Annotated in this window: 16 protein-coding genes; 4 read left to right on the forward strand and 12 right to left on the reverse strand. The window is 74.9% G+C overall.

The genetic code is table 11. The annotated features are described in order from the left end of the window. The first annotated feature begins 97 nt into the window (after positions 1–97). The gene (locus RCG67_RS03120; protein ID WP_368807831.1) at positions 98–589 is read left to right on the forward strand and encodes a YajQ family cyclic di-GMP-binding protein; all 492 of its coding nucleotides are present in this window, start codon (positions 98–100) and stop codon (positions 587–589) included. 43 nt (positions 590–632) lie between these two features. Here RCG67_RS03120 and RCG67_RS03125 read toward each other — a convergent pair whose 3' ends face one another. The 6 genes from RCG67_RS03125 to RCG67_RS03150 form a co-directional block, all read right to left on the reverse strand. After that, complete coding sequence (locus RCG67_RS03125; protein WP_368824794.1) at positions 633–2186, reverse strand: LTA synthase family protein; 1554 nt, start codon at positions 2184–2186, stop codon at positions 633–635. Between the two features lie 134 nt (positions 2187–2320). Next, entirely contained in the window at positions 2321–2845 is a 525-nt protein-coding gene (locus RCG67_RS03130) for a response regulator transcription factor (protein ID WP_368824795.1), read from the reverse strand. Continuing rightward, positions 2833–3321 carry an NAD(P)-binding protein gene (locus RCG67_RS03135; protein ID WP_368824796.1) on the reverse strand — a complete coding sequence of 163 codons (489 nt, stop codon included), beginning with the start codon at positions 3319–3321 and terminating at the stop codon, positions 2833–2835. Before RCG67_RS03135 ends, RCG67_RS03130 begins: the two co-directional genes overlap by 13 nt. A 40-nt stretch (positions 3322–3361) precedes the next feature. Next, positions 3362–4243, reverse strand: a complete 882-nt coding sequence (htpX, locus tag RCG67_RS03140; protein ID WP_058872467.1) for a zinc metalloprotease HtpX — start codon at positions 4241–4243, stop codon at positions 3362–3364. A gap of 148 nt (positions 4244–4391) precedes the next feature. Beyond that, a complete protein-coding gene (locus RCG67_RS03145) occupies positions 4392–6224 on the reverse strand; it encodes a zf-HC2 domain-containing protein (RefSeq protein ID WP_368824797.1) in 1833 nt (610 codons plus the stop codon). Between the two features lie 260 nt (positions 6225–6484). Continuing rightward, positions 6485–8380: a hypothetical protein gene (locus tag RCG67_RS03150; RefSeq protein ID WP_368824798.1), complete on the reverse strand. Its 1896-nt coding sequence runs from the start codon at positions 8378–8380 to the stop codon at positions 6485–6487. Between the two features lie 273 nt (positions 8381–8653). Between RCG67_RS03150 and RCG67_RS03155 the strand changes: the two genes are divergently transcribed. Continuing rightward, entirely contained in the window at positions 8654–9142 is a 489-nt protein-coding gene (locus RCG67_RS03155; RefSeq protein ID WP_368824799.1) for a Fur family transcriptional regulator, read from the forward strand. 16 nt (positions 9143–9158) lie between these two features. Here RCG67_RS03155 and RCG67_RS03160 read toward each other — a convergent pair whose 3' ends face one another. Further along, the gene (locus tag RCG67_RS03160; protein ID WP_368824800.1) at positions 9159–10568 is read right to left on the reverse strand and encodes an SseB family protein; all 1410 of its coding nucleotides are present in this window, start codon (positions 10566–10568) and stop codon (positions 9159–9161) included. A gap of 226 nt (positions 10569–10794) precedes the next feature. On the opposite strand from RCG67_RS03160, the gene RCG67_RS03165 reads away from it, so the two are divergent. Both RCG67_RS03165 and rarD read left to right on the forward strand, forming a co-directional pair. Then, the gene (locus tag RCG67_RS03165) at positions 10795–12057 is read left to right on the forward strand and encodes a DUF6882 domain-containing protein (RefSeq protein ID WP_368824801.1); all 1263 of its coding nucleotides are present in this window, start codon (positions 10795–10797) and stop codon (positions 12055–12057) included. Positions 12058–12078: 21 nt separating this feature from the next. Continuing rightward, positions 12079–13011, forward strand: coding sequence for an EamA family transporter RarD (rarD, locus tag RCG67_RS03170; RefSeq protein WP_368824802.1), 933 nt, complete (start codon positions 12079–12081; stop codon positions 13009–13011). A 121-nt stretch (positions 13012–13132) separates the two neighbouring features. On the opposite strand, the gene RCG67_RS03175 is transcribed toward rarD, so the two are convergent. The 5 genes from RCG67_RS03175 to RCG67_RS03195 form a co-directional block, all read right to left on the reverse strand. After that, positions 13133–13282, reverse strand: coding sequence for a methionine/alanine import family NSS transporter small subunit (locus RCG67_RS03175; RefSeq protein ID WP_368824803.1), 150 nt, complete (start codon positions 13280–13282; stop codon positions 13133–13135). Continuing rightward, on the reverse strand, positions 13279–15054 hold the full coding sequence (locus tag RCG67_RS03180) for a sodium-dependent transporter (protein ID WP_368824804.1): 1776 nt from the start codon (positions 15052–15054) through the stop codon (positions 13279–13281). Before RCG67_RS03180 ends, RCG67_RS03175 begins: the two co-directional genes overlap by 4 nt. An 89-nt stretch (positions 15055–15143) precedes the next feature. Next, entirely contained in the window at positions 15144–16211 is a 1068-nt protein-coding gene (locus RCG67_RS03185; protein WP_438612632.1) for a polyprenyl synthetase family protein, read from the reverse strand. A gap of 11 nt (positions 16212–16222) precedes the next feature. After that, entirely contained in the window at positions 16223–17518 is a 1296-nt protein-coding gene (locus tag RCG67_RS03190; RefSeq protein ID WP_368824805.1) for a geranylgeranyl reductase family protein, read from the reverse strand. After that, on the reverse strand, positions 17515–18228 hold the full coding sequence (locus tag RCG67_RS03195; RefSeq protein WP_368824806.1) for a demethylmenaquinone methyltransferase: 714 nt from the start codon (positions 18226–18228) through the stop codon (positions 17515–17517). Before RCG67_RS03195 ends, RCG67_RS03190 begins: the two co-directional genes overlap by 4 nt. Between the last annotated feature and the right edge of the window lie 18 nt (positions 18229–18246).

The raw sequence follows: 18246 nt of genomic DNA on the forward strand, positions 1-18246 counted from the left end.
CAGGTCACGAAACGGTGACGGGACCGCCCGGTAGGCTGGAGCACAGCCCCACGGGCCGCACGCCCCGCCCGTCCACCGCCACAGCACAGGAGGCAGCATGGCCAGCGATTCCTCGTTCGACGTCGTCAGCAAGGTCGACAAGCAGGAGGTGTCCAACGCCCTGAACCAGGCCCAGAAGGAGATCGCGCAGCGCTACGACTTCAAGGGCGTGGGCGCCGAGATCGACTTCTCCGGCGAGAAGATCCTCATGAAGGCGAACTCCGAGGAGCGCGTCAACGCGGTCCTCGACGTCTTCCAGTCGAAGCTGGTCAAGCGCGGCATCTCCCTGAAGTCCCTCGACGCCGGGGAGCCCTTCGCCTCCGGCAAGGAGTACCGGATCGAGGCCTCCGTCAAGGAGGGCATCGCCCAGGACCAGGCGAAGAAGATCACCAAGCTCATCCGCGACGAGGGCCCCAAGGGCGTGAAGGCCACCATCCAGGGCGACGAGCTCCGGGTGTCCTCGAAGTCCCGCGACGACCTGCAGGACGTCATCACGCTCCTCAAGGGCTCGGAGCTCGAGGTGGACCTGCAGTTCATCAACTACCGCTGACCCGCCCCGGCGGGCACGCCACGGCCGCGCGGACCGGACGGGGCTACGGGGCGGCGACCTCGCCGACCCACGCCCCCGCGTAGAACCGGGAGGACCGCGAGTCCAGCAGCTCGGCGTAGGCGTCCGGCTCCAGGGCCTGCGCCGAGCCCTCCGGGATCTCCGACGTGAAGGCGGACACGCCCAGTCCGGCCTCGTGGTCCGCCAGGGTCAGGCCGGCGGCCTCCAGGATCGTGGGGTACATGTTCAGCTGGTCCGCCCGGGGGCGCAGCGCGCTGCTCGCGTCCGCGCCCGGAACCCGGATCCGGTTGAAGATGGTGCGGTTGCCGTGGTGGTCCAGCTGCTCGTGGAAGGCGTCCCCGGCGCTCATGTGCTTGAGGTGGTCGCCCATGATCACCACGGCGGTGTCCTCGAGATAGCCCTTCTCCTCCATGTGGTCCACGAAACCGGCGACCTGGGCCATGGAACAGGCGAACACGGAGGTGACCTCGTCCCGGGTGTCCACGTCGCAGTAGTCGTAGACGTGCACCGGCTCGTGGGTGTCCAGCGTCAGCACGGAGAGGTTGAACGGCCGCCCGGTCCGCTCCGCCTCGGCGTGCAGCGCGTCGACCTCGTCCGCCGCGTGGGCCATGAGGCGTCCGTCGCTCAGGCCCCAGTCGCCGCGGAAGTTCCGCTCCGGTTCGCCGGCGGCGCGCCAGTCGGAGAGGTCCTTGATCTCCGAGTAGCCGTGGGTGCGCAGGAAGGCGTCCTTCGCGGCGAAGGAGGCGTTGGCGCCGCCCAGGAAGACGCTGGTGTAGCCGTGCTCCTCCAGGACGTCGCCCAGGCAGGGAATTCCCCGCAGGTAGGTGTCGACGTCGCCGCCGAGATCGTTGAGGGCGCCGCTGCCGGCGGCGGAGCCGATGCCCTTCAGCGGGACGCCGCACTGTGTCGAGGTGAGACCGGCCATGGTCCAGCCTCCGCCCTCGTACTGCTGGAAGTCCGCCACGCTCTGCCAGCCGTCCGAGGCCCGGGTCACCGCCTTCAGCGGGGCGAACGCGTCCTTCTCGAAGTGCTCGTCGTTCGCGAGAGTGGCCTCGCCGGACTCGAGGTAGATCAGCACCAGGTTCCGCTTCTGCTCGTCGCCGGTGACGGTCGGCTCCACGTAGTGGTCGCCGAGGTCGTACTCGGAGTTCCCGGCCCTGATGTAGTCCGCCACTCCCACCGTGGTGGCGAAGGCCGTGGTGCCGCCGACGACCACCGCGGCGACCAGGGCGGTGGAGACGGTGCGCACGGCCCACCGCGAGCGGCGCGGACGCCGGTCGCCGCCGATGCGGCGCCGCCGGCGCCGGGCGTGCTGCCACAGGGCGATCCCTGCGGTGATGAGCAGGGGCAGGACGCCGACCCCCAGGATGCCCATCCAGACGATGGGTCCGCCCCCGCCGTCGATCTCCACGGAGACGAGGTTCAGGAGCATCTGTCCCACGGAGATCTCGCCCCAGAAGAATCGGATGCCGGCGGCGGCGATCAGCAGCGCGAGTCCCGCCCAGATCAGGACGTAGACCAGGAGGCGTCCCCCGACGGCTCCGACCCGTCGGATCAGCTGAAGAGTCCGGCCGGACATGGCAACACCTCGCGTTCCGGATGCGCGCGTGCTCGCCGAACACCCTTGACATCCCTCCCGTTCCCGGGCCCGTTGACGACTAGTACCGTTACGTTACCCGTTCACCGGGGGTTCACCCGGTGGTGCCGGTCCGTTCACCCCGGCACGGACGGGGACGGCCCGGGTCCGCCGGACTCCTCGGCTCGCTCCGCCGTCACGCCCCGGCGGTGCACCGGTCCTCGCGACGCGGCTCGGACGAGTCCGTGCTCGTACGCGAACGCGGCGGCCGCGGTGCGCGTGGGCACGTCGAGCTCGGTGAAGATGTTGGACAGGTGGCGGGAGACCGTCTTCTCGCTCAGGAACAGCTCCGCGGCGATCTCCGGATTGGTCCGGCCGGTCGCCACCCGCCGCAGGACCTCGACCTCCCGGTCCGTGAGGCCGCGCGGCGTGCCCGGGGCATCCTCCATGACTCCGCGGAACTCCCGGGGCCATTCGTCCTCCTGGAACACGTCCAGGGGGATCCAGCCGAACCGCTGCCCGAAGCCGGTGCACCAGACCACGTTCTGCACGTCCACCCGCCGGTCCCCCTCGACGGGCAGGCCGTCCGCGACCCCGGTGACCGGCTCCGTGAGCCGTTCCACCCCGCGCTCCCGCAGGTCCTCCTGCTTCACCCGCAGCATCGGGGCCCCGTGGAACCGTGCGTGCGCCCAGGTCCACCGCGTAGCCACCGCCCGGGCGGGCCCGCACGGCGTCGACGGTGGTGCTCGTGCGCACGGGCAGGTCCCGGTGGAGGGCGAAGCTCTCGAGGTAGGCGGCGACATCGTCCTTGCCCGGATAGGACCAGGGGTCCTGCGGGAAGGGCAGGCCGGGCAGCCCGTCGTACTTGGCCGGGGTGTAGAGCCGGAGGCTGTCCCACTGGTGCCGCCATTGGTCCCCCCACCCGGGCCTCGGCGTCCACGATCAGGAACGGCCGGCCGAGCTGCTTCAAGGAGCTCCCCGTGGCGAGGCCGGCCTGGCCGGCGCCGATGATGAGCGTTTCGATGTGCTGCGCGTTCATGACCGGGACCTCCGTGGACCTGCTGGGACAGCACCAGGCTAGGAAGCCGGCGGTCCGGGTCGCATCGGGAGGATGCCGCAGGGGCCGGCCGCCCGGCATGGGCCGATCACCCCATGCCGGGCGGTCCTGCCGGGCGAGGTCAGCGGCGGCCGATCCCCGCCATGCCCTCGAGCCGTGCCACCCGGTCCGCGGTCGGCGGGTGGGTGCGGAACAGGCTCGCCGCGCCGCCCCGGAACGGGTTGGCGATCATCAGGTGCGAGGTGTTGACGAGCTTCTGGTCGGCGGGGTCCAGCGGCCGGGCGTTCGTGCCCATCTCGATCTTCCGCAGGGCGGAGGCCAGGGCCAGCGGGTCCCCCGTGAGCTGCGCGCCGTCCTCGTCGGCGTCGTACTCGCGGGTGCGCGAGACCGCGAGCTGGATGACGGTCGCGGCGAGGGGCGCCAGGAAGGCCAGGAGCAGCCCGACGAGGGGGTTGCCGCGGTCACCGTCCCGGCCGCCGCCGAAGATGGCCGTGAACTGGAGGAACTGCGCGGCCGAGGTGATGATGCCGGCCACGGCGGCGGCGATCGAGGACGTGAGGATGTCCCGGTTGTAGACGTGCATCAGCTCGTGGCCGAGCACGCCCCGCAGCTCGCGCTCGTCGAGCATCTGGAGGATGCCCTCCGTCACACAGACCGCGGAGTTCTCCGGGTTCCGCCCGGTGGCGAAGGCGTTGGGGCTCATCGTCGGCGCGATGAACAAGCGGGGCATCGGCTGGTTCGCCCGCTGGGACAGCTCCCGCACGATGCGGTAGTACCCCGGCGCCTGCTGCTCGGTGACCGGGATGGCCCGCATGGAGCGCAGTGCGAGCTTGTCGCTGTTCCAGTAGCTGTACGCCGTGGACGCCAGGCCGATCAGGGCGAAGACCCAGATGAAGACGCTGCTGCCCGTACCGCTCGCCACGAACCACCCGATGGCCAGCAGCACCGCCCACAAGCCGCCGAGGAGCAGGACGGTCTTGAGTCCGTTGTTGTGGTGGTGCATCGCGGCTGCGGCTCCTTCGTCAGGGGGAGTGGGTCTTCCGCTGAGCACAACCTCGCGGGCGGCGTCCGTCTTCCCGTCCCGGGGGACGCGCAGGGATCTCCCAGCGTGCCCGGGGCATCCTCCTGCTCCGTCCCGGAACGGTCCGCGATCAGCTTCCCGGCGCCGGGTCGGCTGCCCCGGTCGCCCCGGTGGCCGGGGTCGTGGTGCCGGGCGCGGGCGCTCCGGCCGCCGGAGCCCCGGTCGCCGGGGCGGCCGGAGCCTCGGACCCGGGCGCCTCCGGCACCGGGGTGCCGGGCGCGGGTGCTCCGGTCGCCGGTGCGACCGGAGCCGGGGCCACGGACGCAGGGGCCTCGCTCACCGGGTCGGCAGGAGCCGGGGCCCCGGTCGCCGGGTCCGCGGGAGCCGGAGCCCCGGTCGCCGGGTCCACAGGAGCCGGGGCCTCGGTGACCGGGTCCTCGGGAGCCGGAGTTCCGGGCACCGCCGGCTCCGGCGCGGGAGTCTCTGCTGCGGGCTCCTCGGGCGCAGGCGTGCCAGGGGCCGGCGGCTGCTCCTCGGGAGGGTCCCCGGTCGGGGTGTCGCCGGCGTCCGCGGGCGGGACCGGGGCGCCGGCGCCTCCTCCGGCGGCGGATGTGCCGCCGCCGTCCGGGGACGCCGTCCCCGGGGACCCTGCCTCCGGGCGCTCTGCGCCCGGCGTCGCGGAACGCGGCGCACGGTCGTCGTCCGGGGCGCTCCGCGGCGTCCGGGGCTCCGCCTGCGTGCCGAAGCGGGCGCCGTCCTCGGCTCCCTCTGCGGCCGGTCCCTCCGCCGCGGCGGCCGTGATGATCGTGCCGCTGCTCGCGCGCGCGGTGCGCGCCTCGGCCGCGGCCTCGGTCAGGGGTCCGGGCGACGGTTCGGCGGTCGGCAGGGACAGCATCGTGCCGGCACGCCCCGGCACCGCGGCACCGGGGGCCCGTGCCGCGGCGGCCGCGCCGTCGTCGGCCCCCGAGGTCGTGGCGGGCGCTGAGGAGGCTGTGCCGCCGGCGCCGCCGGTGTCCCCCGCGGCCTGCGTCGTCCCGTCGCCGAGACCCCCGGAGCCCGTCGCGGCCACTCCGGCGAGCGCCGCGGCGGCCGCCAGGGCGCCGGCGCCGAGCAGCACCTTCCGGCCCCGCCGGGAGACGTGGACGGCGGCGAGGGCTCCACCGGCCACGTCGGTGCCCGGAGCCGCGCCCAGGCGTCCGGCGCTCATCCGTCCCGCGGTCCGGATCAGCTCCACGAGCTCGTCGGTCCGGGTGTCCCACAGCGGCACGCCGGCGAGCACGGGCAGCAGCCAGCCGCGCAGGCCCGCTTCGGTGTCCTGCAGATAGAGGTGGTCGGCGGTGCAGCGAGGGCACTCGTCGAGGTGGGACCGCACGGCCTGCGCCCGCTCGGCGGGCAGGCCGCCGTCGGCGAAGGCGCCGAGATCGGCCGCGCAGTCGGCGCAGCCGGGGAGGGCGGGGAGGTCCTGCCGGGCCTGGCGGTAGGCGGCCCGCAGCCCGGCGCGCGCCTCGAGGTGCAGCGCGGTGGTGGCGGCCGGGCTCAGCCCGAGCACCGCAGCCGTCCGCTCGAGCTCGAGGGCCTCGATCTCGAGGTGCCACAGCACCGCCTGCCAGGACGCCGGGAGGCCGAGATAGACGCCCGTGACGCTCTCGGCCGCGTGCTCCTGCTCCGCGCCGGCCCGGCCGACGACGGCGACGAGCCGTGCCCGCAGGAAGACGCCCGGCCCGTCCTCGCCGCCGGCCCCCTCGTCGAGCTCGGCGAGGACCTGGTCGAAGGCCGTGCCCGCCAGCTGCTCCGCGTCCTGACGGCTCGGCGTGTGGAGGCGGGCCACGACCACGGCGGTGTGCCAGTGCCGGTCCCGGAGGTCCGGGAAGGCGTCGGGGCGCTGCGCCCGCACCGCGGCGAGCAGCTCCTCGTCGGTGCGCGGCGTGCGCCCCTGGGCGAGCGGCTCGGTCGTGCGCGTCATGGGATCTCCGTGGGTCTCGGGAACGCTCGGTCACCTTGCGGTGCGGGCGACCCGGGAGCGGCACCGCGGGGACGCGGCCCCGACGATCACGATGACGACGCGCACGCCGACGGCGCACGATTCCTGACTGTGGACCCCCCGGTCCCCCGGTCCCATGGTAGAGCGCCGCGGCGGAGGGCGGCACGGCGGCCCGTCACGGCCCGTTCCCGTTCGTAACACTGGCCCCGGGAGGATGCCGGGGCGCCGGCGGGGACCTGCGCTCAGCGGGGCGAGCGGCCCCGTTCCCGGTCGTCGCCGCCGGACCGGCCGTGCTGCCCCCGGTGCTGGTCCCGGCCCTGACGGCCGGCCTCGCCCCGGCCCTCGCGCCGGTCGTCGTCCCAGCTCCGCTCGCGGTGCCCCCGCTTGCGCTCGTCGTGGTGCCCTCCGCGGGCGCCGGTCTCCGCGTGCGCGTGCCGATGGCCGGCCCGGGGAGCGGTCCCCGGGCGCGCCGGGTCGCTCGGCGGTGCGGTCGTCCGGGCCGGGGGCGCCGGAGCCCTGAGCGGCGCGGGGCTGGCCTCCACGGTCGGCAGGGAGCTCACCGAAGGGGCCGGCGCCGGAGCGGCCGCCTTCCGCGCCGGAGCGGGAGCGGCCGAGGGCGCCTCCGACCGGCGCGCCGACGGCGCGCCGGCCGGCGAGTCCTCGGCGGCCGAGACCCGGGCGCCCGGGTCCTGGGCGCCCGGGTCCTGGGCGGAGCCGCCCACGGCCGCGGCGCCGGGAGCCGGGGCCTCCGCGGCCCGGGCCCCGTCGCGCCCGGGCGCCGAGCGCTCCCCGACGGCTTCCGGGAGGGGCGCCCGGTCCCCCGCCGAGGGGCCCGTGGCGGCCGCGGCGTCGCCGCCGGCCTCCGACGCTGCGGTGCCCGCCTCGCCGGTGCCGCGGTCGGCCGCGGCGACCAGGGCGGCGGCCTCCGGCGCTCCGGCCGGGACGTCGAGCGGACCGGCCCCGGGCTCCCCCGCCTCGACCGAGCCCGGCTCACGCTCCGGCCCGGAGTCACCGGCCTCGTCGTCGTCGGTCCGTGCGTCCCGGGCCGCCGCGTCCTCCGCGCTCGAGCGCTCGAGGTCCTGGGCGGTGCGCGGCGCCTGTTCGGCGGCCACGCCGTCCGCGGCGGGCACGGGGTCCCCGCCGCCGGAGACCCCTACCGCGGCGACGGCCACGGCGGTCGCCAGGGCACCGACGCCGAGGAGGACCTTCGTCCTGCGGCCGGACCACGCCGAGGTGCCCGGCGCCTCGTCCGGGCGGGCACCGGCGGCGCCCGCCCCGGCCGCTCCTGCCCCGGCGACGGTGGCGGTTCCCGCGCCTGTCCCGGCGGCGCCCGTGCCGGCATCTGCCGCCGCGGCATCGCCGGCCCCGGCGACGACGGTGGCGAGCTCGAGGGCCTCGGTGCCCCACAGCGGCAGGCCGGCCAGCACGGGGAGCGTCCACGTGCGCAGACCCGTCCCGACGTCCTGACGGCTCAGGTACTCGGCGGTGCAGCGGGCGCACCCGCCCAGGTGGGCCTTGACGTCGTGCCGGCTCCGCTGCCCGCGGGTGCCCCGGACGAAGTGGGCGAGCTCCCCGGAGAACTCCGCGCAGTCCTGCCCCGCCGCACGCTCCGAGGCCGCCCGGGCGTAGAGCCCGCGGAGCCCCCGGACCATGTCGCGGTGCAGGCCGGCGGACGCGACCGCACCGAGCCCCAGGGCCGCCGCGGCCCGGCGGGGGCTGTGGCCCAGCACTTCGGTGCGCCAGAGGAGGCCCTGCCACTCGGCGGGCAGTCCGCTGAAGACCCGGACCAGTGAAGCCGGGTCGGAGGGGTCGTCCGGCAGCGCGACCGGCCGCGTGCCGCCGTCGGCCTCCCGCCCGACCATCCACACGACGAAGGCGCCGAGGAAGGCGCGCGGTCCGCCGCCCTCGCGGACGATCTGCTCGATCCGCTCGAAGGCCGCCGCGGCGAGGCGCTCGGACTCCTCCTCGCTGCCGGTCCGCGACCGCGCCACGGCGAGGGCCGTGCCGTGGTACCGCTCCCGCAGCGCCCGGAAGGCCTCGGCGTCCCCGGAGTGGGCGGCGTCGAGGAGGACGTCGTCGCGGGAGGTCTCCGATCCGCCGGTGGGGCCGTGCGAGGGGGCGTGGGCAGGACGCGTCATGTCTGTACTCCGTGGTGGTCGCGGGCGTTCGGGAGGACAGAGCGAAGAAAGAGCTCCGGAAACGTCCCGTCCGGCTCGCAGGCGCGCACGCCTCGACGACAGCACCGGACCCCCGTCCCCCGCGCACATCGTAAGCCCTGGTCAGAGGCAGGTGAAAGGTCGTGCCGACGCCGCGCGACCAGAACCGTCACGGGAGATCGGCCGGTGCGGACGCCGCCCGGGCACGCCTGCCCCACTATTGTGAGTCCATCGTGATAACGCTACTCTGGAGGGATGCAGACCACGGATCGCCCCGCACCGGACGCCGCCCGGGCCGCCGCGTGGTCGGACCTGCTGCGCTCCCACGGCCGCCGCGTCACCAAGCAGCGGCTGGCCGTCCTCGACGCGGTGGACCGCCACCCGCACTCCACCGCCGAGGAAGTCCTCGCCGAGGTCCGCACGGCGCTGCCGGCGATCACGCTCCAGTCCGTCTACGTGGTCCTCTCCGACCTCACCGCCGTGGGCATGCTCCGCAAGTTCGAGCCGCCCGCGTCGCCCGCCCTGTACGAGACCCGCACCGGGGACAACCACCACCACGCGTACTGCGTGCGCTGCGGAACGGTCGCCGACGTCGACTGCGCCGTCGGCCACACCCCGTGCCTCACGCCCTCCGAGCACCACGGCATGCAGCTGCTCGCCGCCGACGTGGTCTACCAGGGCATCTGCGCCGACTGCCTCGCGGCGGGCCCTGCCTCCCCGCGGCCCGCCCCCGCCGCGGGCTGAACGGCCCGTCCCGGGCTCAGGCCCCGGCCGGACCCTGCGTGTCCTCCCCGCCGGGCGCCCCGGGCCCCTGCTCCTCCGTCGCCCGTTCCTGACCGGCCTGCTCCTTCTCCACGAGGGCCAGGAGCTCCCGGAGCTGCTCGGCGGTCAGCGTGGCCACCGGGGGGTGCGCGTTGATGCTGACCTTCCGCGCCCCGGCGTCGAGGGCGAAGCGCAGCGCCTGGCGGGCCGGCGCGGAGCGGACCTCGAGCGTGCTGTCCAGCACGGCGATCTCGGCCGCGGACGTGAACAGCATCAGGGTGTCCGGTGCGGAGCCCTCCTCCGCGGGCTTCGCGTAGACGGGCACGGCCCGTCCGTCCTGCACTCGGGCCCCGAGCAGCAGCACCGCCTCCGGGGCCAGGAGCCCGGCGAGCAGCTGGGACATGTTGTTCTCCAGCATGGCGGTCTTCACGGCGTCGTTTCGCGGGGCCCGCATGGCCCACTCCACCTGGGGGCGGCCGATCCGGCAGCCCTGCCGGGCCGGGTCGATGACCAGGTGGTCGTACTGCGGGTCGTCCGCGAGCATCTTCAGCACCTTGACGGCGGACTCGCGCAGCAGCACGGGTCTCCCGCCGTCCGGGTGGTGGCGGTCGAACATGGCCTGGGCCTCGGCCGCCGACGTGTACACGGCCAGCGAGCGCGTGCCGTCGGGCTCCCCCAGCGTCTGGACGCGCAGGGTCGACTCCGGCCCCACGGCCTGCCCGTCCGGGCCCTCCACGAGGTCGCTCGCGGTGACGTCCAGCAGCAGGGAGCCCGCCATGCACTGGCGGAGGACCTCGATCATGGCCGTGTTGTCGGGGGCGCTCACGAACCGGTCGACGGCCGCCCGCACCAGGGGGTGGACGACGCCTCCGGTGTCGTCCTGCTGCTCGGCGTCCGCCGGGAGGACGGGCAGCTCGACGCCGTCCCGCGCGGCGAGCTCGGCGGCCCACGCCGGGATCCGGGCGCGGGTGCGGGGGAAGCGCTCGAGGTGCGCCAGGACGTCCTGTCCCGTGAAGGGGCCCTCGCTCCCCCACTGGCGGGGCTCGCCGTCGAGGTCGTAGGTCCCCCCGATCCGGTGGGTCGGCTCGGGCCAGCCCTCGGCGAGGATCACGACCGTGGCGGTGAACCACGTCCCGCGCCCCGGGACGTGGACGCTCTCGCGCAGCTGCTCGACGGCGGGGATGACGGCGCTGTCCTCCTTGATGGGACCCGCGGTGCCGGGCACCACCTCCTGGCCCCGCTGCTCGCGCACGCGCAGGTGCACGCGTCCCCCCTGGAACTTGAGGTCCACGACCATCCGGTCCCAGCCCGGCTCCGCGCGCAGCACGGAGAGCACCCACGAGCCGATGGTGTTCAGCAGCTCCTGCCGTGCGGGTCCGGGGGTCGGGGTGGCGGGGGTCTCGCTCATGCGGTGGCTCGTTCCCGGCCCGCGAGGGGGCCTGCTCGGATCGTGGTGGTCACGGGACGGGCGCAGGGCCCGACGCGGCGTCGCCGAGCCCCGGGGGCCTCGCCCCCACCCTACCCAAGCGGTCCCCGGCCGCCCGGGGACGGGGCGGCCGCCGGGGCGGTGCCGACCCACCGGGCGGCGCCCGCCGTGACGCTCCTGCACCCGTGAGGGTTGCTAGCCTGGACGCATGACGAAAACGCTGCAGGACCTGATCGACGAGTCGATCTTCATCTCCACCGAGTACCAGGCCAGGCTGGCCGAGCTGACCCAGGGCGCCGGGTGGGACGTCGACTTCTCCGCGCCGGCGTTCACCCTGCAGACCGAGCCCCCCGTGACCCTGACCCCCTACCTGCTGGGCACCGAGTCCGCCTCCCGCGGGACCTGGATCTGGTCCTGGCAGGAGCTGGGCCACTTCCCGGCCGAGGTCGTCTCCGCCGCGGTGCAGGCCCGCGAGGCCGGGGAGCGGCTGGGCGTGGACGAGCTGTCCACCGACGAGCTGCCCGTGGCGGAGGGCCTGGCCCGCCGGCTGACCCTGGCGGCCAAGGCGGTCACGGGCGTGTACGCGCACTACCCCGCGGGCGCGGGCGGCGGCGTCACGGCGTGGCTGCTGCTGGACGGGCCGGAGTTCGAGCTGCCCGAGCTCACCGTGGAGCGGATGATGCGGGTCATCGCCGAGGCGCTGACCACGGACACCGCGGTGGACCACAACCTCGCCGTCGACTCCTACGCCAAGCTGCGCGGCGCGCACGTCGAGTGGGACACCGAGGCCACGTGCGTGGTCACCGTCCGGGACGGTGCCCAGCGGTTCTGGTTCGACGACCACCAGATCTCCGGCGTCGAGCCCGCCGAGCCGGCCGTGGGCCCCGAGATCCTCGCGGACCTGGCGGCCGACGCCCGGGCCCGCGCCGCCACGCTGCGCGAGGACCGCGCCGCCGCCGAGGCCACGGCCGCCCGGCAGGAGGCCGAGCCGCGGCAGGCCGCGGCGCCCGAGGAGACCCCGGTCCCCGCGGAGCTTCCGCAGGAGCAGCCCGAGCCCCTCGAGGTGCCCGAGTTCGTCGGGACGGAGCACGCGCAGGAGCGCCCGGAGCCGATCGAGGAGCCCGTCGAGGAGCCGCGGGAGGCCGAGGAGCCGGTCGCCGCGCACGCGGATGCCGCCGACCTGCCCTTCGACCAGGAGCCCTCCGGCCGGGACGTGCGCCCGGGCCGGGTGAGCACCACGGTGGTGCCCGGCCCCGAGCCGGTCCGGCCGGGCCCCGAGGAGGCGCCCGAGCCCGCGGCCGCGCAGCACCGGGAGCCCGTCGCGGAGCCCGAGGCCGAGCGCGAGGTCGTGGCCGGCCCCGGCGTCCCGGGCAGCGCCACGGCGGAGCCCGTGGTGGAGGGCGAGGAGACCGCCGAGGAGGAGCAGGGCGAGCGGAAGAAGGGGTTCTTCAGCCGATTCTTCGGCCTCTGAGCCCCGGCGGTACCCTCGAGCGTGACCGCATACAACACAGCGCCCGGCCCGGATCCCGACGAGCAGTCGAGGACCCGGGCCGGGGTGCTGTCCGGGTTCGCCGCCTACGGGGTCTGGGGCCTGCTGCCGCTGTACTTCGTGGCGCTGGAGCCGGCCACGCCCGTGGAGATCGTCGCGCTGCGCGTGCTGTTCTCCCTGGTCTTCTGCCTGCTGCTGCTGGCGCTCACCGGGCAGCTGTCCCCGCTGGGCCGGGCGCTGCGCTCCCCGCGCACCCTCGGGGCCCTGGCCGTGGCCGGCCTCCTGATCGGGGTCAACTGGCTGCTCTACACGGTCGCGACGACCACCGGGAACACCCTGGAGGCGTCCCTCGGCTACTTCATCAACCCGCTCGTGGCCATCCTGCTCGGCGTGGTGGTGCTGCGGGAGCGGATGCGGGCCCTGCAGTGGACGGCCGTGGGCATCGGATTCGTGGCGGTCGTGGTGATGGCCGTCTTCTACGGGCGGGTGCCGTGGCTGTCGCTGGGCCTGGCCTTCTCCTTCGGCTTCTACGGCCTGGTGAAGAACCGGATGGGCGGGTCCTACCCCGCCATCGTGACCCTGACCGTCGAGACGCTGGCACTGACCCCGCTGGCCGCGCTGGTCGTGGGGCTGCTCGGGGCGGACGGCGGGCTGACGCTGGGCACCGAGGGCACGGGGCACCTCCTGCTGATGCTGTCCGCGGGCGTGATCACGGCCGTGCCGCTGATCCTGTTCGGGGTCGCCGCGACCCGGCTGCCGCTGAGCACCGTGGGCATGATCCAGTACGTGGCGCCCATCGGGCAGTTCCTGCTGGCCGTGCTCGTGTTCGGCGAGCAGATGCCCGTGGAGCGCTGGGTCAGCTTCTGCTTCGTGTGGCTCGCGGTGCTGCTGCTCGTGCTGGACGCGGTGCGCGCCCCGCGGGTCCGCCGCGCCTGAGCACCGCGCCGGCCCGTCGCCGGGGCCGCACGGGGTGCCGCGGCCCCGGGCACGCAGGAGGCCCCCGGCGCCGTGCGGCGCCGGGGGCCTCCTGCGGTGCGGTGCCGGGGACCGGCGCGGATCAGGTGGTGCGGGCGTAGTCGTCGCTGCCGAAGCCCTGGTCGTTCTCGTCGACCTCCGGAGTGCGCCGGAGGTGGAGCACGGCGGCGATGAAGCCGCCCCACACCGTGCACACGGCGACGACGAGCATGATGATGGCGGGAGTGGTCATCGGGGGTCCTCCTGGGATCCGGTGGTGCTGGACGGGGTGCCCGAGCTCCAGGGCGCCCGGCCGGCCCCCTCGGCGGGGACCTCCGCGTGCCGGCCCGGGGACCCGGCCGGGCCCTCGGCGAGGGCCCGGTAGGAGAAGTCCTGGTCGAGGGCCGGGGTGCGCAGGGCGGTGTCCGACCAGCGCGAGAGCGGCTGGCCGCCCTGCAGCCGGCGCCGGTCCACGGACGCGTCGACGATGGCCGGGGACGGGCTGAGGTCCGAGGCCGCGGACGCGGCCGGCCACGGCAGCCGGGAGAGCAGCAGGGCGACGACGACGATCGCGAGGGCCGTGCCCCAGCCGAACGTGTTGACGAACCACGCGGGCATCCCGCCGTAGCCCTCCGCCAGGGTGGTGGTGAGCGTGTTGATGAGGATGTAGCCCAGCATGATCGGGGTGATCCCGCCGACCACCACCATCCAGGTGCGGCCCAGCTTGAAGGAGGACACCGAGTTCAGGTGGTCCCGCAGCGTGGGCAGCGCGGAGAAGCCGGCCGTGAGCAGCATGATCGACACCAGCGCCGCCGCGACGATGCCGAACTGGTTCACGAAGTTGTCCGTGACGTCCAGCAGGTTCAGCCCCGTGGTGGTGGTGAACAGGGACAGGGAGATCAGCGCCATGGGCACCACGACGGCCAGCACGGCAGTGCGCCGGCGCAGGCCGAGCTTGTCCTGGGCGGCCGCCACGACCACCTCGACGATCGACACGAGCGAGGTGAAGCCGGCGAAGGTGAGGGTCGCGAAGAAGAGCACGCCGAGGAGCGTGCCGAGCGGCGCCTGGGAGATGATCGTGGGGAACGCGATGAACGCCAGGCCGATGCCCGAGGTGGCGACCTCGTCCACGCCCACGCCGGAGACCCCGGCCATGAAGCCCAGCGCCGCGAAGACGCCGATGCCGGCGAGGATCTCGAAGCTGGAGTTTCCGAAGCCGACCACGAGCCCCGAGCCGGTGAGGTTCGTCTTCGGCTTGAGGTAGGACGAGTAGGTGATCATGATGCCGAAGCCCACCGAGAGCGAGAAGAAGATCTGTCCGTAGGCGGCGACCCACACGGCGCTGTCGGTGAGCGCCGCCCAGTTGGGCGTGAAGAAGGCGTTGAGGCCGTCGGCGGCGCCCGGCAGCGTCAGGGCGATGACCACGATGGTCAGGAACATCAGCACCAGCAGCGGGATCAGCACGAGGTTGACCCGGCCGATGCCCTTCTGCACGCCGAGCAGGAGCACCACGAGCAGCGCGATCCAGGCGACGGCGGTGACGGCCAGCACGTTCGGCACGAAGTCGAGGCCCACGGTGATCTCCTCGGAGCTCTGCAGGACCTCCGAGACGAAGAACGTGCCGGGGTCGTCGCCCCAGGCCTTGCCGAACGAGAAGTAGGTGTAGAGCATCGCCCAGCCGAGGATGACGGCGTAGTAGACGGCGATCACGAAGCTGATGCCCATCTGCCACCAGCCGATCCACTCCGTCTTCGGGTGCAGGCGGCGGTAGGCCAGGGGGGCCGAGGCGCGGAAGCGGTGCCCGATGCCGTACTCGAGCATCAGCAGCGGCAGCCCGGCCGTGAGCAGCGCGACGAGGTACGGGATCAGGAACGCCCCGCCGCCGTTCTCGTAGGCGATGTAGGGGAAGCGCCAGATGTTGCCGAGGCCGACGGCGGAGCCGATCGCGGCCAGGATGAAGACCGTGCGGCTGGAGAACGCCTCGCGGGGCGCGGCGGCACGGCCGGGTGGGGACTGTGGGGTCATGGTCGTCCTCGGGTGCGGGAAGTGGTCTGCGGACGGCTACAGGCTAGCCCGTGGCACCGCGGGAACCACATCCGGCACGGCGGGCCGGCTCAGGCCTCGCGGTGCACGACGGCGTGGGCGAAGGCCACGAGCGCGCGCTTGGCCACCGTGTCCGGCAGCGGCTCGAGCGACGCGATGGCCTCGTCGGCCCACTGCCGGGCGATCCGCCACGCCTCCTCGGTGGCGCGGTGGCCCGAGACCGCGGCCACGGCCCGGGCCAGGGCCTCGTCCGAGGTGAGGTCGGAGTCGAGGTGCTCGAGGACGCGCACCGCCTCGGCGTCGCCCTCCCCCGCCATCCGGCGCAGGATGAGCACGGGCAGGGTGGGCACGCCCTCCCGGAGGTCGGTGCCGGGCGACTTCCCGGAGACCTCGTCCTCGCCGGTCACGTCGATCACGTCGTCGGCGAGCTGGAAGGCGATGCCGACCTTCTCCCCGTACTCGACCATGACGTCCACGACGTCCTGCTCGGCCCCGGCCAGGACCGTGCCGAAGTGGCCGCACGCCGCGATGAGGGAGCCGGTCTTGCCCGCGAGGACGTCGAGGTAGTGCTCCAGCGGGTCCTGCCCCTCGCGCGGGCCGACCGTCTCGTGCAGCTGGCCGAGCACGAGCCGCTCGAACGTGTCCGCCTGGATCTTGAGGGCGCGCTGGCCGAGCTCGGAGACCATCGACGAGGCGCGGGCGAAGATGAGGTCGCCGGTGAGGATGGCCACCGAGTTCCCCCACACCGTCTGGGCGGTCGCGACGCCGCGGCGCAGCGGCGCGGAGTCCATGACGTCGTCGTGGTAGAGGGTGGCCAGATGGGTGAGCTCGACGACGGCCGCGGACTCGAGCACGGCGTCGTTGATGCCGCCGCCGATCTCCCCGGCCAGCACGGTCAGCAGGGGCCGCACCCGCTTGCCGCCGGCCTGGAGCAGGTGCCGGGAGGTGACGTCGGCCAGGTGGTCGGCGCTGCGCACCGCGTCGTCCAGCCGCTCCTCGATCCGGGCGAGCGACCGCAGCACGACCGGGCCCAGCCGGTCGTCGGACGCGATGAGGTCGAAGCCGGCGGGCAGCCTCACCTGATCGGTGCCGAGGCCCGTGGCGGGGCCGTCGGCGCTCGAGGAGGAGGTTTCAGTCACGGTCCACCACTCTAGCGAGTTTTCGGGGGGCGGGTGTTGCCGGTCGCGGGCGTGAGGGCGTCGAGGAGGGCGACCACGCGGTCCTCCCACGTGGCGGCGGGCCGGTCGGAGAGCTCCGTCATGACCCGGACCACGAAGCGCATCAGCGCGGGCACGGCCATGCCGGTGCGCACGGCGGCCTGCATCACGGCGGGGCTGCCGATGAGCTGGGCCAGCACCCGGCCCTGCGTGAAGTGGGCGCCCCACTCCTGGCGGACCCGGCCGGGGTAGCCGGCGAGCACGAGCTCGCGCTGGGCCGGGCCGTTGGCGGCCGCGGCCGCCACGACGTGCTCGGCCGCGTAGCGGGCGGACTCCATGGCGTTGGAGATGCCCTCCCCGTTGAACGGGGAGACGAGGCCCGCGGCGTCGCCCAGCAGCAGCATCCCCGGCACGTGGTGCGGCGTGCGGTTGAAGGCCATCGGCAGGGCCGCGCCGAGCACGCGCCCGCGGCGGTGCTCGTCGTCGAACGTCCACTCGGCGGGCATGGAGGCGGTCCAGTCGGCGAGCACCTTGCGGTAGTCCAGCGCCCCGAACGCCGGGGAGCTGTCCAGGATCCCGAGGCCCACGTTGGCCGTGCCGTCGCCGACGCCGAAGACCCAGCCGTAGCCGGGCAGCAGCGCCCGGTCCGGGTCGGTGCCGTCGGTGAGCTCGAGCCAGCCCTCCATCCAGTCCAGGTCCGAGCGCGGGGACTCGTAGTAGGCGCGCACCGCGACCCCCATCGGCCGGTCGTCGCGCTTGTGCAGCCCGGCGGACACCGCGGTGCGGGAGGAGTTGCCGTCGGCGGCGAGCACGACGTCGGCGCGGTGCTCCTCGGTCTCGCCGGTGCGCCGCCCGGCGGCGTCGAGGACGTTGGCGCGCGCGCCGACGACGCGCCCGGAGCCGTCGCGCAGCACCCCGGTCACGGCCCGGCGCTCGAGCACCCGGGCCCCCGCGCCGCGGGCGTGCCCGGCCAGCTGCTCGTCGAAACCCAGCCGGGTGCGCACGAGCCCGTAGGACGGGAAGTCGCTCAGCGCGGGCCACGGCACCTCGACGCTGCGCTCGCGGGCCACCAGCCGCAGCCCCCGGTTGCGGGCGTAGCCGAGCTCGGGCCCGTGCGGGAGGCCCATGAGCTGCATCTCGCGCACGGCGCGCGGGGTCAGCCCGTCGCCGCAGACCTTCTCCCGCGGGTACGCGGTCTTCTCCAGGACGGTGACCTCGATGCCGTGCGCCGCGAGCCAGTACCCGGCCGTGGCGCCGGCCGGCCCGCCGCCGAGGACGAGGGCCCTCATCGGGCGGGGGCGTCCGCGGTGGGCCTGACGGCCCGGTGCACGGCCACGATGCCGCCGGTGAGGTTGCGGTACTGCACCCCGGTCCAGCCGGCCGCGAGGATCTCGGCGGCGAGGTCCTCCTGGTCCGGCCACGCCGCGATGGACTCGGCGAGGTAGCGGTAGGCCTCCGGGTTGGACGCCGCGCGCGCGGCGATCCCGGGCAGCGCCTTCATGAGGTACTCCGTGTAGACGGTGCGCAGCGGGGCCGCCGTGGGGGTCGAGAACTCGCCGATCACGAGCCGGCCGCCCGGGCGGACGACCCGCAGCATCTCGGCGAGCGCGCGGCGGAAGTCCTGGATGTTGCGCAGCCCGAAGGAGATGGTCACGGCGTCGAAGGAGGCGTCGGCGAACGGCAGCCGCGTGGCGTCCGCCTGGACGAACTCGATGTCGGGGCGGCGGGCGCGGCCCACCTCGAGCATCCCGAGCGAGAGGTCCGCGGCCACGACGTCGACGCCCGCGTCCGCGTACGGCTCGGACGAGGTCCCGGTCCCGGCGGCGAGGTCGAGGACCCGCTCCCCCGGGACGGCGCCGACGGCCTCCGCGACGACCCGGCGCCATCCGCGGGTCCGCCCCAGCGAGAGGATGTCGTTGACGAGGTCGTAGCGGGGCGCCACGTCGTCGAACATGGCGGAGACTTCGTGCGGCTGCTTGGACAGGTCTGCTCGGTTCACCCGGCCATTGTCGCACCT

Source organism: Kocuria cellulosilytica, assembly GCF_040981245.1.
Taxonomy (GTDB): Bacteria; Actinomycetota; Actinomycetes; order Actinomycetales; family Micrococcaceae; genus Kocuria; species Kocuria cellulosilytica.